We start from the raw sequence: 17,906 nt of genomic DNA, 5'->3' as shown, positions 1-17,906 counted from the left end.
CTCAGAGAGACCTTGAAATTTCCCAATCTTCCAGCTTTACGTTATAGCTATGGGAATGCTTGCTACCTTGTATAGTTTGTCAATCCTCTATGGGGCATATTTTGCGAACTGGAAATAACATTTTCCTGAATGCAAGTAGGGTAGCATTTTATTCTCCGAGCTATATGTGCCACCCAGAACCCAGACCGGTTGCCGGTTTGGATCATGATCTCCCGTGAAGTCGAATCCTTGGTAAATATTTTTATCTTCTCTGATTGGTAGAGGGATAGACGTTGCCCCAAAGTCTTTGCCTGTACCGGGCGAGATATAGATATGTGTCAGGTTCTTCTTGTTGCCGTATCCGACACCTGCGTTTCCAAAGCGGACATAACCCCCGTTCACGGCCCGGTAACATCTCCCGTGGCTTCCGAGGTTTCCTACGATCCCTCCCCGGTAGTCGGTACCAAGCGTGCTGGTCGCTTTTTGCTGTCCGTTGATTTCTCCCATATTGTAGCAATCCAGTACGTAACTGTCGTCGTTATCGTTAGCCTTTTCTATGCTACCCACGATACCTCCAATGCCATGGCTGTCTTCTTTATCTTTCGGATAGTCTATATTTGCCCGGTTACAGCAGTAACGGACATGTGCTCCCCCTTGCTTCACATACCCCAAGATACCTCCTGCTCCATAATACTTGGCATTCCTGTTTATGGTGATATTTCCGTGGTTAACGGATTTATAAATTGTAATGGCATCCTCGGCGGCACCGGCTATACCGCCCACTCCGCATTCTTTATCTCCTGCGATACCTTGGATTACGCCGAAATTAGCTGCGTCATAAACCTCTATGTCTTTTCCTGAAGTTTTCCCTATGATACCGCCTACGTTATTTGTGGCTGATATCTTACCTAAATTCACGACTTTATTGATCTTTACGCTAGTTCCCGCTACCATACTCCCGAAAATGCCTCCGATATAATTGGATCCTGAGGAGATATTACTGTAATTTACTAGATTGGAAAACTCACAGTGGGATGAGCACGATGCTTGTCCGATAATTCCTCCTACCATAATGGCGCTATTATTCCCATTATTAAATGTTTCTGTTTTCACGCCGCAATCTGATACTTGAGTATCGCTCGCATATCCGATGATTCCTCCGACTGTACTTCTGCCGTAAATGGAAGGTTGCGTGAAGAGTCTTCTGAGGGTAGATTTATCGGCATATCCGACAATTCCTCCAACTGAAGTAGCATTTTCGCGATAGGGTTTTTCCGAATTTATGTTACCCGGGAAAATAGGTCGTGGAATCTTGCTCACGATTACGTTCGTGGCACTGAATTCGGGGGTATAGGTTCCTGTCAACGTCCCATTATATAACGTTCCGATGATTCCTCCTACGTTATTTCCTCCTTTTATTTTGATGTTGGGATTAATCACCAATATTTCCGGATTCAAAAGAATTTCTTTCCCCGGTTCTTGGTAAGATAAGGCTCCGGCTAAAGTGCCACAAATCCCTGAAGAAGCTTCAAGGGATTCATTATCCATATACAATTGTGAGGCCGGGGTAAATTGTATTTGGGTATCATCTAAAGAACCGAAAATACCTCCTATAACAGACTGCCCGGTTATCGAGGCATGAAACAAGGATTCCCCTTTAAGTTCTATCGTAAATGCGTTTGCGTGTGTTTTGTGGGAATATCCGATCATTCCACCCACATAACTTCCCCCTTGGATTTGAGACCGATTTGCCGGATTGGACAACTGGAAGTTCTCGATGGTGATGAGGATACTGGTAGGGGCTTCCGACCGGATCTGACCGATTAACCCGCCGACATAGGAGCTACCTTTGATCGGCATGTCGATGGTTATGTCTTTGAAACTGGATGCCGCCTGTAAGAATGCCTCACCGATCAATCCGCCTACGTTCTGGTTACCGGATATCGGGAAATCGTTTAAGGTGGTATGTTGCAGCTTAATTTTTCTGGCATCGATTTGACCATATAATTTCCCGATCAGACCGGCCACATGATTATTCCCTCTCAAGTTTTTGAAAATCCCGTCGCTACTGATATCCTCCACTTGAATGGAAGCGTTCTCGGCCCAGCCGATCAACGCTCCGATATAAGAGCTGCCGGATTCCGAGAATGAGACGCCTAATCGCACATTCCGGATACTGATTTGCGCCAACGACTGGGCGTTGCCCTCGATATAGCCTATTAAACCGCCAACCTTATCCTTCGTGGACTTGATATTCCCGTTTAAGGTTATATTCTCGATTCGTATATTTCCGTTAGCTACTCCCGCAAGCAATCCGCAACAATTCCCCGGATACTCTATATCCGCTCCTTCTATATCAAGATTCCGGATCACTGCCCCGTCGTGTAAAATGGAGAAAAGCCCGATTGCGTCGCTTTGCTCTCCGCCGTTCGTCCCGAGATAGGTTAGGTTTAGTATCTTATGGGAATCGCCGTCGTAGTTTCCCGCGAACGGGGCGCTTTTATAAGCGTTGCCTTGATACAGGCAATTGGGGATAGGAGCTTTGATGTCGGCTATTTGCTTGAAGAATTGCCCGTATCCGTAATTACGGTCGTACGTGGCTAATTGAGACACGAGATAGGCGAAATCGTTGGTGGAAGTAATCAGATAAGGATTTTCTTCCGTACCTTCGCCATTCAGCATCTCGTAAATATATTTAGTATCACGTACCATACTGACCATCTTGTCACGGAATGTCAGATGATAGCTTAGTGGATAGACGCTGCCTTCTTCATCGAATTTTAACCAAAGTATATAGTCTCCATCTTCTAATACCAGATTATTGGGGATAAACATTTCACAGGAAAGAATCCCCGCGTTTTTCCGGATCTTACCTTCCATGAGCTGTATGGAGTTATCGCTCAGCGATCTCAACTGGAAAAAGATCTGTTCTCTCGTATCTTGTATGGGAGTTTTGCCTTCCGGCAAGGAGAACGTGCTTATTAGATGAGATTCTGTCTCTTGCAAGGTCGATCCGCAGTCGTTTCGTATGATGTCATCGTCTGCGCATCCGCCGAGCAAGATGATAAGCATGCATGCGCATATATTCCATATTGTTTTAGTGTATGTTTTCATGTTTGTTCGTTTATTTATAAATTAGGTTTATCAAATTGCATCTCGGATTTCTTAGGGATCGGAAAGCTGCCTGTTTCGTTGGATGGTATTTCCCATTTTACATCAAAGTCCCATCCAGTAAAGGTCTTTTCCGACTTTAAGTCTTGTAAGCTGAATATGTTCATAATCACAGGATTCGGTTGCTCTACAGTGCCCAGCATGCAGTAATTCCCAAAATAAGAAACGGATGCGGGAGGTGCGAAAAGATACCAATTCTCCCCGACATTCAAGTTCCTGCCTACCCTTACGTTTGGATTGACAACTCCAATTAGGGCATTGGCTCTTTTATTTGAGCGTCCCATATTTATACAATCGGAGATAAGGCAGCTTTGCTGAAGTTGGCCTACCAAGCCTCCGCTGCTATATTGGCCAATCTCTCCGGCGTTCAAGCATTGTGTGATAACGACGGAGTTTTCCACGAAATCATCAAGAGTGGCCGAAACCGAATTGCCGAAACTGACTAACGCTAGCGCACCTCCCATCAAGGCTACAGCGGGAACACCTTCGGGGAAAGTGATAACTGTAACAAAAAGCAAGGCTGAATTGACCGCGCAACAAACACCACTGACAACCGTATGTAGAACTTCTTCGTTTTTTTTGCTTTTAAGGATCTGTTTGGAGAGCAACCCTCTCTTATAATTCATCGCGTCACTATAAATCTGGTGGTTTGCCCCACTTTCAAACCATTCTGTTAATGCCTTTCGATTAGACATGAACCTATTTGTCATATCTTTGCTCCTCAGTTTGATGCTTGCGAACGATAGGTTATCTATTTTATTGGCCAGTTTCGTGTCCATGTCTGATTCCAACATGGCGATATCATGGGTAATGACACCTTTCAGCCTCTCTGTTTCTATAATCTCCGGATGACCGTGTGAAATAAGCCCGAATACGCTAAAACCTTCTGATAAAATATCGATATCATTTAAGACGAGGCTAAGTACTGTAAGGGCGCAGTTAACAAGGATTTCTCCGCTTTCTCCCACGATTTTAGCGAAAGGGACAAATCCGACAAGAGTAGACGCCAGCTCGAATGTGGCAAACCCCAAGGATACGCCATCCATGATCGTCCATTTCTTTGCGTCGCCTACCTCGCCGATCATACCACCGAGGTATGAGGAGCCTGATATCGGCGCGAAATTGGAACAATAGTTCATGGTAAGCGTATTCCCTGCCCTTCCTATCATACCACCGGCATATTCATGGTAGGAGGCTACTTCCCCTAGATTCGTGTTAATACCCAACGAGCCGGCAAGGATGGAACCGGCTATTCCTCCGCTATAAGAGGAGGCGATTACTTTATTGAAATTCGCCGTATTGGTGATGGAGGCCAAGGGAGCGAATCCTAAAATTCCACCAGCGAAGGATGAATTAGCCTCGATCATACCCTCATTATACGATTTATAAGCGCCAAGTTGCGCCTCACCGCATAATCCTCCTATATAACTGTCGCCGTTTATATTCCCCGAGTTCGAGCAAAAACCGATAAACGTGTTATTATAATAAGTTTTCGGCTGGGTAGTTACCAGTGTGCTTCCGATAATTCCCCCTACGCCCCTGCTTCCTTGCACCGTCCCGCTGTTTCGGCTGGAAATGATGGTGCTCAATCCGCTTCCTCCGGCGATCCCGCCCGTTCCTACATTATATATAGAATTGGCAGGAAGGTTTCCGGGAGGAGCGGTTGTGGATGCGGCACCTTTGATAGTGCCATTATTGCTACATGAATATACATAGAGCGTATCGGCGTACCCAACGATTCCTCCGGCACAATTGTAAGATGCGGTTACCTTGGTATTCCGGTTGTGGGAGTTCGTGATTTGTGTCATTGAGTACACTGTTCCTCCGCCAAGGATTCCTCCTACGGCAATCGCCCCGTTTATAGTGCAATCCTCTACCGAGCAGGAATCTATCCAGAGATTTACGTTCGGGTCTACCATGCCGGCGATCCCGCCTATGGCCATGCCGTCCGTGACTACGCCATCGCTACGGCTTTCGATGGTGGATTTTTTTACTACGCACCCTTTTATAAATGTCTTATTGATGCTTCCCCCCTTGGTGGTAACGGCTCCTACGATAGCCGATAGCGCTCCATAGCCGGTTATGGTGGCTTTCTCGATGGTGAGATTCGAGATGATGGCTTGATTTACGAAGCCGAACAAACTAGCGCCCACGGCGTTTTTATCTAACATTTTCAAATCCCGGATCGTATAGCCGTTGCCGTCATAATAGCCCGTGAAAGGATAACTGGCTGATAATCCGATCTGGTACCAGTTGCCCTCCCAGCCGCATTGGTCATTATAGTTGGCCATGCTAATGTCATTTTGTTGTTCGAAGCAGGTGTAGGAATTAACAAGGTTACCATTGTTGTGGAAGTTGAGGATCGCTTCTTGTATCTTCGCCAAATCATCGGCAGAGGTTATCCGGTACGGATCTTCCGGCGTACCGTTCCCATACAGGCCGATTCGCTCGTCACGGTTGGTTTCGGTGGAGATCCCATTCTCACTGACGGTAATGTAGCACCCCATGCCGAACTCCCCATTCCGCCCGTCAATGTCCGGGCAATCCGATTGGATGGTATATTCCATATATAGTAGCTGGTATTTACCCTCCTTCAGCCCTTTTTCCATAGTGAATAGGGAAGTCCCGGATAATCGCCGGTGCTTGGCTTTCCGTTGGATAATGTTCCCGTCGGGAGTCTTGATGTGGAAAGTCAGGTCTCCATACGTGAAATCTTCGGTTTCTTTCGTGAAACTGATCAGATCGTGTACTCCTTCATAGGTGTCCTCTGTGGAGGCCGGGATATCCGGAATGTTTTTGTCATCCGAACATCCCATCAGAATCAAAAGAAAGAAAAGGAGAAAAAAATAATTTGTCTTCATATATAGCTTGTTTTTAGGATTAACAGATATCGTTTCAATATGCGAATAGTAATCCTAAAAGCTGTCCGTGTGGCGCAAAACATTTGTCCGTGTGGCGCAAGTTTTTGAAATATAGTATTTTAATTTTCTTTTTCTTTCTCCGCAAGTTTTCGATATTCGTTAGGAGACAGGCCATAGCTCTGTCGGAAAAGGCGGTAAAATACCGAGCGGGAAGCGAACCCGGAGTCATAGCAGATTTGATCGATCGAGAGGGCGGAGGGAGAGGAGAGCAGTTCGGCGGCATGCTTTAGGCGAAAATCATAAATATATTCGCGGACGGTCATATTCCCGCCGTAAGTACGTACGGCTTCCATCAAGTAGGTACGGTTGGTCCCCAAACGTTGTGCCAGATCATCCCGGTTCAAGGTGGGATCGGTGTATAGCTTTTCTTTTTCCAATAACTCGTTCAAGTTTATGAATAAACGTAATTCCCGGGAAAGATCGTTCTCGGGTATTTGCTTAATGGTTTCCACCGCCTTATTCTCCTGCCGGATCTGTTCCTGTATGCGTCTGTAGAGTACTTGGTTCTTCGCTTTTAGGCGTTGGGAATAGATAATATATCCCGCTAGCAAAAGGACAAGGAGCAAGCAACCGGTAAAGGCGGCGAGCATCCAGTTCCTTGCGTATTGCCTCTCTTGGTTGAGCCGGTCTACCTCGTAAATAGTCCGTAGTTGATCCATCCGAGAGGCGATATCCAACCGGTTTACCGAGTCTTTCGCCTGTATATACGTATGATAGAGAGATATACAGGACCGGGGATCTCCGGAATGAGCCAGAAGTTCCGCTTTCTTCAACAAATCGTCCATATAGAAAGATAGGTCGCCCTCATGAGCAGCTAACAGGATATCCATATCCTTGATAGCCCCTTGGTAATCTCCTGTCATTTCCCGTAATTCTCGGCGAGCTTCGTAAAAATGCTCATAGGCGTTGGCCGGGATTTGGGGATGAATAAACCGGACTGCCTCATCCAACAATCGTCTCGCCTCTTTTATTTGCCCTTTCTTTAGGAAAGAGAAGGCTTGGAGAGAGCGGGAGGTGACAGGATAATGTCCGGTAGGATCCACTTTCCCATGCTCGTCCCTCCAGTTGACGAGGGCGGCATAGCTGTTGGCGTAACGGGATATGCGTTCCGTGTCGTTTACCTTCAGGGCGGTCATGAAGAGCCATTCGTAAAGAACGGCCGAGATGTAGAGTACTTGGTTCTCGCCATTCTCGTAAGTGGGGCATATAGCGATCCCTTTTTCCAGCGAGGTGAGGGCTTGGTCGTACAAGCCGAGTTTATAATACATGCTGCCTTGTACCTGCAAGGCCATCGTCATGCCTACCGGTTGTTTAACCTGTTGCGCCGTCTCGAACATGGCTGTGGCTTCCTCACGGGCCTCGTCGAACCGTCTTTGCTTGAACAATCCGGATATATAAGTATTATAGGTGGAGAAGTAGAAACTGTATTGCTTGGCATCCAATATAAAAGGAAGGCTTTCCTGCGCCTCGATGATAGCCGAATCCACGGAGTAGAAATTAAAGAGGCATTGTATACGATTCAATCTTGATTGACAGATAGCCGGAGTATCGCACTGGTCGATAGCGTCGTTGAGCGTAGCGTCCCAGTCGGCGATATCGTTGGTGGACATGGCTATACGCATCAGTAGATCATGCTTATCCTTACCCTCACAGGTGGCAGCCAATTGCCGTAAGGAATCTGTGGGGGGATATCCTTGACCTTGTATCTCGTTATGAGACGAGATCAAGCAGATAAGCGATAATAGGAGTGCAAGAGGGCTTTTTCGCATCGAATCTTGTGATTAACTAACGTTAATAGAAGATGTAAATATACGAAGTCTTTTGTGATAATTAGGTGCAAATTGATGAATAGTTTACTCTATTGTGCCATCGAAGTAGCCTACAGAGTAAACGGATTAAAAAAATACAATAAAGCATTTGTTTGAAACAATTTGTAACTTGCTTATAATTAGATGGATATAAATTATGATAGAGATTTGAGTAAAACACGTACATGTTTTCGAAAAAACATGTACGTGTTTCTTGAAAATTACGTACGTGTTTTTGGAAAGACACGACCGGGTAAAAAAACAGCCAAGTAAAATATACAATAAGCTACCTGTTTTCTCGTGTTCACTTCATGGTGACACACCCTCTTCTTGTTGAAGGTTGACTATGTCTCCAATGAAAATCTGTCCAATTTATTGAAATAAGTGGAGTTTTATGTACTTTTGAGGACTAAACAACGGATGATCGAGACAATGACATTTAAAGAAGTACTTCAAAGATTCCGTACCGAATCTTTTACCGAAAGAGAAAAAGGAGCGAAGTTTGAGAAACTGATAAAGAAATGGTTCCAAACGGACCCCCGCTATGCGGATAAACTACAGGAGGTTTGGCTTTGGGAGGAATTTCCGGGGAAAAAGGATTTCGGAGGGAAAGATCTAGGTATAGACTTGGTGGCGAAAACTGATTTGGGTGATTATTGGGCCATCCAGTGTAAATGCTATGACGAGAAGGCCGTCATAAGCAAGGCGGTCGTAGACACCTTTATATCCACCGCTCATCGTGCGTTTATAGATGATTTAACCTTGAAGACCACGTATTTCAGTAACCTGATCTGGGTTTCTACCACCTTGCGCTGGGGAGCGAATGCGGAAGAGACGTTGAAAGGTCAAGACATTTCGGTGACTCGTATCAATATGCATGAGTTGGAGGCTTCTCCGGTTGATTGGGATAAACTCTTGAAAGGGGATACGGGAAATGCGGCTTTACGGGAAGGTAAACAGCCTCGCAAGCATCAGTTGGAAGCGATGAAAGCGGCTCATGAATATTTCAGGGTACATGACCGGGGAAAACTAATCATGGCTTGTGGAACGGGAAAAACGTACACCTCCTTGGAGATCATAGAGCAAGAGACCGGGGGCAAGGGATTGATTTTATTCATGGTCCCCAGTATCGCTCTTTTAGGACAATCGCTGAATGCTTGGATGACAGATACGAAGTACAGGATGAAGGCTGTTTGTATTTGCTCGGATTCCAAGGCTTCCAAAAGGAACGATTTCGATAATGACGAGACGAGTATCATCGATAACCCATTGCCCGCCACAACAAATATCAACTCTATAAAACGGCAATTATTAGGCTATAAGGATACGGACGGACTAGTTGTCGTATTCTCCACCTATCAAAGTATAGATGTCTTGGCCGAGGCGCAGCGAGCGCTATTGGAGGCTGATCCGTCTTATGGCATATTCGATTATATCGTTTGCGACGAGGCGCATCGGACAACCGGTTTTAAGCAAAAAGGTCGTGATGAGAGTCATTTTACTAAAATACATAACAATGACTTGATCCGGGGGAAAAAGCGTCTTTACATGACGGCTACTCCACGTTATTATAATGACAATGTCAAGGCGACGGCTAAAGACAAGGATTTAGTGTTGTGGAGCATGAATAACCCGGACTATTATGGCGAGGAGTTTTTCCGGATCGGATTCGGACGTGCCGTGCGTGAGGGACTGCTGACGGACTATAAGGTATTGGTGCTGACGATTAGCGAGGATGATATCCCGGATTCTATCCTAGAGGATGTCAAGGATAAACAACAAAAGGAAATAAAGATGGACGACGCCAGTAAGCTGATTGGTTGCATCAATGGCTTGTCCAAACGCATAAAAGGAGATAAGGGGGGTACGAAGGAGGCGGACCCGGTATTAATGCGGCGGGCCGTGGCGTTTTGCTCGACCATTAATCCGAGTGAGCGGGGGAGTGGTATCTCTTCCAAGGGGTTTGCCGCCGTGATGCCTACGATGGTGAGAAAATATAAGGAATCCTTGTCGGAGGAAGCACGGGAAGAGGTCGTGGATATCGAGGTTCAACATATCGACGGGGCGATGAATGCCGCTACACGGGAGGAGAAGATCGCTTGGCTGAAGGAGGAGACCGGCAATCCGAACGAGTGCCGTATTCTATCGAACGTGCGTTGCTTGTCCGAAGGGGTGGATGTGCCGGCTTTGGACGCTGTTCTTTTTGTAGCCGCCCGTAATAGCGAGGTGGATGTCGTGCAGAGCGTGGGGCGTGTGATGCGTACGTTCCACAAGGGGGCTACGGATGAGAAGAAATATGGTTATATCATTGTCCCGGTAGTCGTTCCGGCGGATGTGGAGCCGGAGAAGGCGATGGAGGATAACGAGCGTTTTTCCGTGGTCTGGAAAATCTTGAATGCCTTGCGTGCCCACGACGATGAGTTTAACGCTACGGTCAATAAGATACATTTGAATAAGGTGAAGCCTCCCAAGGTGGTTGTCGCCGGGATACCGCAAGGCTCGGGCCGGATGCACGGGAAGGATTGGATGCCCGATCCGCAGGATCAACAGACGGGGGCGACCGAGCTAAGTAATGAGGAAATCGCTCGCCAGTTGGAACTTCGTTTCGGTTCTTTGCAAGATGGGATCTACGCGAAGATGGTCGAGAAGGTCGGAGATCGCCTGTATTGGGAGAACTGGGCGAGGGAGATCGGTTTGATCGCCCAGAAATTTATAGAGCGCATCGCCCGTGTCGTGAAAGAGGGATTGCACAAAGAGGCTTTCGTTGAATTCTTGAATGGCTTGCAAAAGAACTTGAACCCTTCCATTGACGAGGGACAAGCGGTGGAGATGCTGGCGCAGCATATGATTACACGTCCGGTATTCGATGCCTTGTTTAAGGACTATCAGTTTGTCAAGAATAATGCGGTCAGCCGTAGTATGCAACGTATGTTGGAGCTACTGGAGAGCGAGGCCATGGAAAAGGATACGGAGGTATTGAATAAGTTCTATGAGAACGTGCGCATGAACGTGGGCGATATTGACAATCTGGAAGGAAAGCAGATGCTTATCAAAAATCTGTATGAGAAGTTCTTCAAGGGTGCTTTCCCGAAGACCGTGGATAAGCTGGGTATCGTTTATACACCGGTGGAATGCGTGGATTTTATTATCCATTCCGTTGACGATATCTTGCGCAAGGAATTTGATTGCAGCCTTTCGGATGAGAATGTACATATCTTAGATCCTTTCACGGGGACGGGTACTTTCATTACCCGTTTGTTACAAAGCGGTTTGATCCGTCCGGAAGATCTGGAACGTAAATATAAGAATGAGATTCATTGCAATGAGTTGGTCTTGCTCGCTTATTATATCGCTGATGTCAATATCGAGAGCGTCTTTCATAGTCTCGTAAAGCGAGATACTTATTTGCCGTTCGAGGGCATTTGCTTAACGGACACTTTCCAGACAACCGAGAACGAGGAGAATGTTTTGGATCAGACTTGGTTTCCCGAGAATGCGGCGAATGTGGATAAGCAAAAGAAAGCTCCGGTACGGGTTATAATGGGTAATCCTCCGTACTCGGTCGGACAGAAATCGGCGAATGATAATGCGCAGAATTTGAGTTATGCTCATTTGGATAAACGGATTGCCGAGACGTATGCCAAAGCCGCTCAAGCGACTAATAAGAACTCTCTTTATGATAGTTATATTAAGGCGTTTCGTTGGGCGAGTGATCGTATTGCGGATTGCAAGGATGGGGGTGTGGTAGCTTTCATTAGTAATGGGGCTTGGATTGATGGAAATGCTCAAGAAGGATTTAGGAAATGTCTTGAGGATGAATATTCGAGTGTATATGTGTTTAATTTAAGGGGAAACCAACGTACGAGTGGTGAGTTATCTCGTAAAGAAGGCGGTAAAATATTTGGTTCAGGTTCTCGTACGCCTATATCAATTACCTTTTTAATAAAGAACCCGGAAAAGAAAGGAAAAGCGACGATTCTGTATCATGATATTGGTGATTATTTATCTCGTGAGCAGAAGCTTAAAAAGATAAGTGAGTTTGGTTCCGTTGATTCTAGTAAATTACAATGGGAGATTGTTGCTCCGAATGAGAAAGGGGATTGGATTAACCAACGAGGAGGTATATTTGATTCATTGATACTTTTGGGTGATAAGGAAGATAAGAAGAATAAGCAGACGGTGTTTGTTCCATATTATTCTTGTGGCTTAAAAACTCAAAGAGATAGTTGGTGCTATAATTCATCTCTTGACAGCTTGAACTTCAATATGGAACAAGCAACGGCTTTTTATAATAAACAACGTGAGTTGTTAGCTTTAGGAAAAATACAAGATGTAATTTACGATTCTACGAGGATTAGTTGGACTACAAATGTATTGAATGCTGCAAAAAAGAATGAAATTATTCCATTGGATAAAATAGGAGAAAATAGCAATTGTTTATATAGACCATATTTCAAGCAATATGGGTGCTATTCTCGTTTTTGGAACGAGCGTGTTTATCAATTGCCTAAACTTTTCCCAACATCTAAATATAAGAATTTAGTGATTTGCGTTAGCGGTGTCGGCGTAACAAAAGACTTTAGCTGTATCATAACAGATATGCTTCCAGATTTAGAACTTATAGGAAAGAGTCAATGCTTCCCTCTCTACTGGTACGAAGAAAACAAGAACAAGCAGCAAACCTTGTCCTTATTCGATACCGAATCAAGCGATGATTACATCCGTCGAGACGGAATCACCGACTGGATACTGAAAGAAGTCCGTACCCGTTTCGGTAATGCCCGGAAGATCACGAAAGAAACCATCTTCTACTATGTGTATGGCTTGCTTCATTCCCCGAAATACCGGGAAGCCTTCGCGGCCGATCTGAAGAAATCCTTACCACGTATCCCGATCGTGGAAGATATAGACGCTTTCCTCGATTTCTCCTATGCGGGTAAGCAACTGGCTAATCTGCATCTGAATTATGAGGAAATACCTGCGTATGAGGGCGTGACAGTCATTGGTGACAGGCAAAAGGAGGAAGCCCCGGATGGTCGTATGATTGCCGGAACTACGGATCTATATGCGGTCAAGGTGGATTATAAATACTATGAGGTAGAGAAAATGCGATTCCCCAAAAAGGGGCAAAAGGATACGATTATCTACAACAGCTCGATTCGTATAGAGAACATACCCGATGAGGCGTATGAATACATCCTGAACGGTAAATCCGCTATCGAATGGATCATGGAGCGCTATCAAGTGAAAACCGATTCAAGTAGCTTGATCAAGAACGATCCGAATGACTGGAGCCGTGAGCATGATAACCCCCGTTATATCTTGGACTTGCTACTCTCCGTAATCAACGTGAGCGTACAAACCATGGAGATAGTCAAAAAGTTACCGGATTTAAAGTTGGAATAAGAAAATAGTAAAAGGGGCTTCTTGTGAGGAATTGATATTTATTATTTTATAATCTAGAGATACACCTAGGGATAAAGCTTGCATGCATATAAAGTCTTTATGTAAAGGAGCTAAAAAGGTGTGTTTATACGATAAAGTATTATGTATTTGGGGCGGACGATGAAGGAGTTGATCTATATTGTCAGACCTGTTTTAGGAAATCGGCTTGTAAAGTGTTAATCATTCCTTCGGAACCAATTTTAGGGTGATTTTTCAATGAACATATCCCCCTGTCTTTTTATTAATACGGATTTTTTTCCTTATATTCGCGTCACTTTTGAACACGTATCAAATAATTTCTAAATAAATCAATTAAGAAATGACAAAGAGTGCATTACAAATCGCAAGAGCAGCTTACCAACCGAAGGTACCCGCTGCGTTGAAAGGTGCAGTGAAAGCCGTTGACGGCGAGTATACTCAATCAGTAGCCGATCAGGAAGAAATCAAGAAATTGTTCCCGAACACTTACGGAATGCCGATCGTTACATTCGAGAAGAGTAACGAGGAGAAGGCTATGCCTGTCATGAACGTTGGTGTGATCCTTTCCGGTGGTCAGGCTCCCGGTGGTCACAACGTGATCGCTGGTTTGTTCGACGGTATCAAGGCTCACAACGCAGATTCTCGTCTGTATGGTTTCATCTTGGGCCCGGGCGGTTTGATCGATCATAAATATATGGAATTGACGGCTGATATTATCGACGAGTACCGTAACACGGGTGGTTTCGATATGATCGGTTCCGGTCGTACGAAATTAGAGACGAAAGAGCAATTCGATAAAGGTCTTCAGATCTTGAAGGAACTTGATATCAAGGCTTTGGTTATTATCGGTGGTGACGATTCTAACACGAACGCTTGCGTATTGGCCGAGTATTACAAGGCTATCGGTGCCGGCGTACAGGTAATCGGTTGCCCGAAGACGATCGACGGTGACTTGAAGAACGCCCAGATCGAGACCTCTTTCGGTTTCGACACGGCTTGTAAGGTTTACTCCGAGGTAATCGGTAACATCCAACGTGACTGTAACTCCGCCCAGAAATACTGGCACTTCATCAAATTGATGGGTCGCTCCGCTTCTCATATCGCTTTGGAGTGCGCTTTGCAGACTCAACCGAACGTTTGTATCATCTCCGAGGAGGTTGAGGAGAAGAATATGTCTTTGGACGATATCGTTACTTACGTGGCTGGTATCGTGGCTAAGCGTGCCGCCGAGGGTAACAACTTCGGTACGGTATTGATCCCTGAGGGCTTGATCGAGTTCGTTCCGGCTATGAAACGCTTGATCGCCGAGTTGAACGACTTCTTGGCTAAGCACGACGCTGAGTTCAAGATGATCAAGAAGAGCGAGCAACGTGCTTATATCATCAGCAAGTTGACGAAGGAGAACTCTGATCTGTACGCTTCTCTTCCGGAGGGCGTAGCTCGTCAGCTGTCTTTGGATCGTGACCCGCACGGAAACGTACAGGTTTCTTTGATCGAGACCGAGAAGTTATTGTCTGAGATGGTTGGCAAGAAATTGGCTGAGTGGAAAGCCGAGGGCAAGTACGTAGGCAAGTTCGCCGCACAACACCACTTCTTCGGTTACGAGGGTCGTTGCGCCGCTCCTTCTAACTACGACGCAGACTACTGCTACTCTTTGGGTTACACGGCATCTTGCTTGATCGCCGCCGGTAAGACAGGTTATATGTCTTCCGTACGTAACACGACCGCTCCCGCTGATCAATGGATCGCCGGTGGTATCCCTGTTACTATGATGATGAACATGGAGAAACGTCATGGCGAGATGAAGCCGGTTATCCAGAAGGCTTTGGTTAAGCTTGACGGCGCTCCTTTCAAGGCGTTCGCCGCAAACCGTGACGAGTGGGCTTTGACTACTAGCTACGTATACCCGGGTCCGATCCAGTACTTCGGCCCGACGGAGGTTTGCGACCAGCCGACTAAGACTTTGCAGTTGGAGCAAGCTTAATACAGACTTATACATTATATAATATATAAGCTAGGGAGGATGTCATTTATTTGGCATCCTCTTTTTATTTACATACATTTGCCACGAGATCTTAAACCTAAAAATAAATCTTTATAACACATGGATTCCATGAAAAAGAAAATCGCCTATCTATTGCTCCTTTTGATGCTGATACCTGTCGGCTCGTTCGCCAAGGAGAAACGTACGTTCGAGATCAAGGACGGTCATTTTTATGTAAACGGGAAGGTAACCCCGATCCTCTCGGGTGAGATGCATTATCCTCGTATCCCCCACCAATATTGGCGGCATCGCCTTCGGATGATGCGGGCGATGGGCTTGAATACGGTCGCTACCTATGTCTTCTGGAACCTGCACGAGACGGAGCCGGGTAAATGGGATTTCGAGGGAGACAAGAATCTGGCCGAGTATATCCGGATAGCGGGAGAGGAGGGATTGATGGTGATCCTCCGTCCCGGCCCCTACGTATGCGCCGAGTGGGAGTTCGGTGGTTATCCGTGGTGGTTGCAGAATATACCGGGCATGGAGATCCGCCGGGATAACCCGGAGTTCTTGAAACGCACGAAGCTTTATATCGATAAGCTTTACGAGCAGGTCGGCGACTTGCAGGTATCGAAAGGCGGCCCTATCATCATGGTGCAGGCCGAGAACGAGTTCGGCTCTTACGTGGCGCAACGTAAGGATATCCCCTTGGAGGAGCATCGCCGCTACAACGCCAAGATCAAGCGGCAATTGGCGGACGCCGGTTTCAACGTGCCTCTGTTCACCTCGGACGGAAGCTGGTTGTTCGAGGGCGGTTCCACCCCGGGAGCGTTGCCTACGGCGAACGGGGAGAGCAACGTGGAGAACTTGAAAAAGGTGGTGAACGAGTATCACGGGGGAGTAGGCCCGTATATGGTAGCCGAGTTTTATCCCGGTTGGCTGATGCACTGGGCGGAACCATTCCCCGATATAAGCGATTCCGGCATAGCGAGGCAGACGGAGACGTACCTCCAAAACGATGTCTCTTTCAATTTCTATATGGTTCATGGCGGTACGAATTTCGGCTTCACCAGTGGCGCCAATTACGACAAGAAGCATGATATCCAGCCGGATTTGACCAGCTACGACTACGACGCCCCGATCAGCGAGGCGGGTTGGGTAACCCCGAAGTTCGACTCGATCCGCAACGTGATCCGGAAATACGTCACCTATGACGTCCCCGAGGCTCCGGCCCCTATACCGCTGATCGAGATCCCGTCGATCTCCTTGACGAAGGTAGCCGATGTGTTGGCCTTGGCGAAAGAAGGGGAACCGGTAACGTCTCCGACACCTCTCACGTTCGAGCAATTGAACCAAGGATACGGCTACGTCTTGTACTCAACCCATTTCAACCAACCCCTGAAAGGCCGTCTGGAGATACCGGGCTTGCGTGATTACGCTACGATCTACGTGGATGGCGAGCGTGTCGGCGAGTTAAACCGTTGTTTCAACCAATATGCGATGGAGATCGATATCCCGTTCAACGCTACCTTGGACATCTTGGTGGAGAACATGGGGCGTATCAATTATGGCGAGGAGATCGTCCGCAATACGAAGGGGATCATCAGCCCGGTCAAGATTAACGGCAGCGAGATATCGGACTGGAAGATGTACAAGCTCCCGATGGACCGGATGCCGGCTTTAGCCTCCGGCGAACCTTATGTCTATAAGAATGGCTCGCCCGAGGTAGCGGCGTTGGGGAATAAGCCGGTTCTCTACGAGGGAACCTTCCACCTGTCCGATACCGGCGATACGTTTATCGATATGGAGGATTGGGGAAAGGGCATTATTTTCATCAATGGCATCAATATCGGTCGCTATTGGTACGCCGGCCCTCAGCAAACGCTTTACATACCGGACGTATGGCTGAACAAAGGAGAGAATAAAATCGTTATTTATGAGCAGCTGAATAATGACCGGAAGTCGAGCGTACGGACGGTCAAGACTCCTGTCTTGACAAAACTAAAGAAAATTACAGCCATGGAGAAAAAGAATCGTTTGATGGAAAAAACAGTAAGCCCGTTTAGCGTGGATGAGACGATGCGGCGGATCGAAGAGATTATCAAGTCTCAAGGAGGTTCCGTGTTCGCCATGTTCGATCATGGGCGAAACGCTAGCGAGGTAGGGATGAAGCTGCCTCCGAATAAGGTGATCGTCTTCGGCTCGCCGAAAGTCGGGACTTTATTGATGCAGCAAGATCCGTCTATCTCTTTGGAGCTGCCGCTACGTATCTCCGTTTGGGAAGATGCGGACGGCAAGGTTTGGATTGGTTCCCCGAATCTGGAGACGATCGCCTCCGAATACGGGATGGAAAACAGCGGCGTCATCGAGAAGATGCAAGAGGCCGTAACGAATATCGTGAGTAAATCGATAGCCGGCAGCCGGTAAGGCTCACGGATCTAATGCGATAAGAGCTTAGGAGGATGTCGGTAAAACGGCGTCCTCTTTTCTTTTATATGGCCCAAGAGACTCGTTTACCGTGCTGTAGATTGATAATAAGGTTTAAAAGTAAAAATTAGGAATAGATTGTATTTTTTTATGCGGTTTTTAACATATTGTTGATTCTTGTGAAGGTGTCTT

General features: G+C 46.4%; 6 protein-coding genes and 1 pseudogene. 4 read left to right on the top strand and 3 right to left on the bottom strand.

The features are described from left to right. Window positions 1-87: 87 nt before the first annotated feature. From NBH16_RS00735 to NBH16_RS00725, 3 genes are all read right to left on the bottom strand, one after another. Entirely contained in the window at window positions 88-3,093 is a 3,006-nt protein-coding gene (locus tag NBH16_RS00735; protein WP_250787949.1) for a M26 family metallopeptidase, read from the bottom strand. A gap of 14 nt (window positions 3,094-3,107) precedes the next feature. Next, window positions 3,108-6,011, bottom strand: coding sequence for an autotransporter outer membrane beta-barrel domain-containing protein (locus NBH16_RS00730; RefSeq protein WP_250787947.1), 2,904 nt, complete (start codon window positions 6,009-6,011; stop codon window positions 3,108-3,110). A gap of 119 nt (window positions 6,012-6,130) precedes the next feature. Continuing rightward, window positions 6,131-7,840 carry a helix-turn-helix domain-containing protein gene (locus NBH16_RS00725; protein ID WP_250787945.1) on the bottom strand — a complete coding sequence of 570 codons (1,710 nt, stop codon included), beginning with the start codon at window positions 7,838-7,840 and terminating at the stop codon, window positions 6,131-6,133. A 471-nt stretch (window positions 7,841-8,311) separates the two neighbouring features. On the opposite strand from NBH16_RS00725, the gene NBH16_RS00720 reads away from it, so the two are divergent. The 4 genes and pseudogenes from NBH16_RS00720 to NBH16_RS23530 all read left to right on the top strand — a co-directional run bounded on the left by NBH16_RS00720 (window position 8,312) and on the right by NBH16_RS23530 (window position 17,714). Continuing rightward, window positions 8,312-13,285: a DEAD/DEAH box helicase gene (locus tag NBH16_RS00720; RefSeq protein ID WP_250787944.1), complete on the top strand. Its 4,974-nt coding sequence runs from the start codon at window positions 8,312-8,314 to the stop codon at window positions 13,283-13,285. Window positions 13,286-13,643: 358 nt separating this feature from the next. Continuing rightward, window positions 13,644-15,287 carry a diphosphate--fructose-6-phosphate 1-phosphotransferase gene (locus tag NBH16_RS00715; protein WP_005855923.1) on the top strand — a complete coding sequence of 548 codons (1,644 nt, stop codon included), beginning with the start codon at window positions 13,644-13,646 and terminating at the stop codon, window positions 15,285-15,287. Window positions 15,288-15,416: 129 nt separating this feature from the next. After that, a pseudogene (locus NBH16_RS00710) lies at window positions 15,417-17,294 on the top strand (glycoside hydrolase family 35 protein); the annotation flags it as partial. A 12-nt stretch (window positions 17,295-17,306) separates the two neighbouring features. Beyond that, window positions 17,307-17,714: a DUF302 domain-containing protein gene (locus NBH16_RS23530; RefSeq protein ID WP_502921407.1), complete on the top strand. Its 408-nt coding sequence runs from the start codon at window positions 17,307-17,309 to the stop codon at window positions 17,712-17,714. Window positions 17,715-17,906: the final 192 nt, after the last annotated feature.

Source organism: Parabacteroides sp. Y3-G-102 (assembly GCF_023656845.1).
Lineage (GTDB): Bacteria > Bacteroidota > Bacteroidia > Bacteroidales > Tannerellaceae > Parabacteroides > Parabacteroides distasonis.
Note: the sequence above shows the minus strand (reverse complement) of the source record. Positions and strands in the feature narration are given on the sequence as shown.

What these genes read in the sequence shown, in the direction of transcription:
- NBH16_RS00725 (WP_250787945.1), bottom strand. Translation starts at nt 7,840, where the DNA reads ATGCGAAAAAGCCCTCTTGCACTCCTATTATCGCTTATCTGCTTGATC.
- NBH16_RS00730 (WP_250787947.1), bottom strand. Translation starts at nt 6,011, where the DNA reads ATGAAGACAAATTATTTTTTTCTCCTTTTCTTTCTTTTGATTCTGATG.
- NBH16_RS00735 (WP_250787949.1), bottom strand. Translation starts at nt 3,093, where the DNA reads ATGAAAACATACACTAAAACAATATGGAATATATGCGCATGCATGCTT.
- NBH16_RS00715 (WP_005855923.1), top strand. Translation starts at nt 13,644, where the DNA reads ATGACAAAGAGTGCATTACAAATCGCAAGAGCAGCTTACCAACCGAAG.
- NBH16_RS23530 (WP_502921407.1), top strand. Translation starts at nt 17,307, where the DNA reads ATGGAGAAAAAGAATCGTTTGATGGAAAAAACAGTAAGCCCGTTTAGC.
- NBH16_RS00720 (WP_250787944.1), top strand. Translation starts at nt 8,312, where the DNA reads ATGACATTTAAAGAAGTACTTCAAAGATTCCGTACCGAATCTTTTACC.